This is a genomic window from Ideonella azotifigens, from assembly GCF_006519715.1.
Taxonomy (GTDB): domain Bacteria; phylum Pseudomonadota; class Gammaproteobacteria; order Burkholderiales; family Burkholderiaceae_C; genus Ideonella; species Ideonella azotifigens.
Genome location: NZ_VIDT01000734.1, coordinates 1 through 2543, shown reverse-complemented (window position 1 = coordinate 2543; position 2543 = coordinate 1). Strand labels below are relative to the sequence as shown.

General features: G+C 68.1%; 4 protein-coding genes. 3 read left to right on the top strand and 1 reads right to left on the bottom strand.

Annotated elements, in window-relative coordinates; genetic code table 11:
• Positions 1-265 (top strand): SDR family oxidoreductase (locus FKP22_RS26965; protein WP_141291040.1); only part of this gene is annotated, 265 nt, incomplete at its 5' end.
• 97 nt (positions 266-362) lie between these two features.
• Here FKP22_RS26965 and FKP22_RS26960 read toward each other — a convergent pair.
• Positions 363-806 (bottom strand): MarR family winged helix-turn-helix transcriptional regulator, encoded by a 444-nt coding sequence (locus FKP22_RS26960; RefSeq protein WP_170201116.1) that lies wholly within the window; start codon positions 804-806, stop codon positions 363-365.
• Between the two features lie 305 nt (positions 807-1111).
• Between FKP22_RS26960 and FKP22_RS26955 the strand changes: the two genes are divergently transcribed.
• Together FKP22_RS26955 and FKP22_RS34560 are read left to right on the top strand one after the other, a co-directional pair.
• Positions 1112-2383, top strand: a complete 1272-nt coding sequence (locus FKP22_RS26955; protein ID WP_141291038.1) for a GTP cyclohydrolase II — start codon at positions 1112-1114, stop codon at positions 2381-2383.
• Positions 2277-2543: DUF1688 family protein (locus FKP22_RS34560; RefSeq protein ID WP_141291037.1), on the top strand; the 267-nt coding region annotated here is incomplete at its 3' end. The genes FKP22_RS26955 and FKP22_RS34560, both read left to right, overlap by 107 nt.

The window sequence follows — 2543 nt, the reverse complement described above, 5'->3', positions numbered from 1 at the left end:
CGCCGGCATGACGCTGCCGCTGGCGCGCGACCTGGCGCAATGGGGCATCCGCGTCTGCACCATCGCGCCGGGCATCTTCGCCACGCCGCTGCTGAAGGCGCTGCCCGAGCCGGTGCAGCAGTCGCTTGCCGAGTCCATTCCGTTCCCCAAGCGCCTTGGGCACCCTGAAGAGTTCGCCGCCCTGGCGCTGCACATCGCCGTCAACGGCCACCTTAACGGCGAGGTCATCCGCCTCGACGGCGCGCTGCGCATGGCACCGCGCTGAACACCCGCCCCGAAGACGCCAGTGCCCGAGCTGGCCGGCCAGACGCTGCCGACCTTCAGCGCCGGGGCGCATGTGGACCTGCGAGCGCGCGCCGCTCTCATCCCGGCAGCGCGGTGCGGTTGAGCAGCCCGATCAGCTGCTCCCGCTCTGCGGGCGACAGGCCGGCGGCGATGCGGTCCTCGTACTCGGCCATCCGCACGCGAAGCTGCTCGAGCTTGGCGCGGCCCGTGGCGGTGAGCGCCAGCACGTAGCGGCGCCGGTCACCCTGTACGTCGAGCCGGCAGATCAGGCCTGCGGCCTCGAGCGCATCGACGATCTTCAGCGCGCTCGGACCGGCGATGTCCAGGCTGCGCGCCAGCTTGGCCTGGTTCATGTCGTCGCCGGTGGCGATGAGGGACAAGGCCGTTACGCGCGCCGGCGTCAGGCCCAAGTCGCCGATCATCTCGAAGAACAGGTTGTACATCCGCACCTGCGTCAGGCGCAGGGAGTATCCAAGCGAGCCCGTCAGGAAATCGAAGCGCGCCAAAGGGTCGTCGGACATGGCTGCGGCCCGCGGACGTCGCGCTGCTGGTTTGCCTTTGATGGGGGAAGCTGACACGTGATCGGAACCTTGCGCGAGATGGGTGCGGGTTGGCAGGCTGCGGCCCCGGAGAATCCAGGGACATCGTGTGACCGCGCCGGAACGGCCAACCGCCGCGGGAATCGGCATTGCGATAATTAGTATATCTAACGCTTAACCTGCCACGCGCACCGTCCGCCACGCCTTGGTGGCCCGGGACTTGCTCGCGTTGTTGCCACGACGGCGTATGCTTGTTCACGTCGGCCACCAAGCAGGAGCGGTGCGAGATGAGCAGTGAGAAGTCAGGGGACGTGCGTGCCACCCGGCACATCCGCCTCACCAGCCACCCGGGCCAGCAGGGCCCGAGCGGCGCGCCCGCGATCCACTGGGGTGCGGCCACCGCGGCCAAGCGCGGCCCGGTCATCGGCACCACCACCAACCGCAGCCAGCGCAACGTCATCGGCACCCACAGCGGCAGCTATGGCGTGTACCGCGCGCTGGCGGTTGCGGCCGGCAACCTGGTCAAGGGCCACCGGGCCGACCTGACCAACACCTCCCCCACCGACCTGATCGGCCCGAATCCGCAGTGGGGCGAGGCCGAGAAAATGGTCTCGATCGACCCCTGGGGCGCCAGCGTGGCCGACGTGTTCAGCGAACACATCGCCCAGGGTTACGACGTGCGGCCGACGATTGCCGTCACCAAGGCCCACATCGACCTGCCCGAAATCCGCCATGCGATGGTCTTCCAGCGCCTGATCCCGGACAACCGGGTGCTGCTGGAAAACGGCTCGGCGGTGGTCACCAAGGTTGCCATCGAGCCAGTCTGGTGGCTGCCGGGCGTGGCCAGGCGCTTCAATGTGAGCGAGGCCGACCTGCGGCGCAACCTGTTCGAGGAGACCGGCGGCATGTACCCCGAGCTGGTCACGCGCAGCGACCTGGAAGTCTTCCTGCCACCCATCGGCGGGCAGACGCTGTACATCTTCGGCAACCCGCGCGACCTGGCCGATTCGAACGTCACGCTGACCGCGCGGGTGCACGACGAATGCAACGGCTCGGACGTGTTCGGCTCCGACATCTGCACCTGCCGGCCCTACCTGACACATGCGATCGAGGAATGCATCAAGGGCGCGCAACAAGGTGGCGTGGGCCTGATTGCCTACAGCCGCAAGGAAGGCCGCGCGCTCGGCGAAGTCACCAAGTTCCTGGTCTACAACGCCCGCAAGCGCCAGCTCGGCGGCGACAGCGCGGACAAGTATTTCCTGCGCACCGAGTGCGTGGCCGGCGTGCAGGACATGCGCTTCCAGGAGCTGATGCCCGATGTGCTGCACTGGCTGGGCATCCGCAAGATCCACCGCCTGGTCAGCATGAGCAACGACAAGTTCGACGCGATCACCGGCAGCGGCATCGAGGTGGGCGAGCGCGTGAAGATCCCGGACGAGCTGGTGCCAGCCGATGCACGGGTCGAGATCGAGGCCAAGATCGCTGCGGGGTATTTCACGGACGGTGCAGTCCCGGACGGAGATCAGCTCGCAGCCACCAAGGGGCGCACGCTTGGCTGACCTGGCTTCCAAACTGCGATCCACCACGACCATCCGCGAGCGCTGCGGCAACATCCTCGCCGCGGCCGACGCAGGCCAGTCGCGCCACTTCACCGTGCAGCGCAGCCGACTTGAAGCCGCCGCCCAACTGGTCGAGCAGGTGACGCGCCGGCAGTACCCG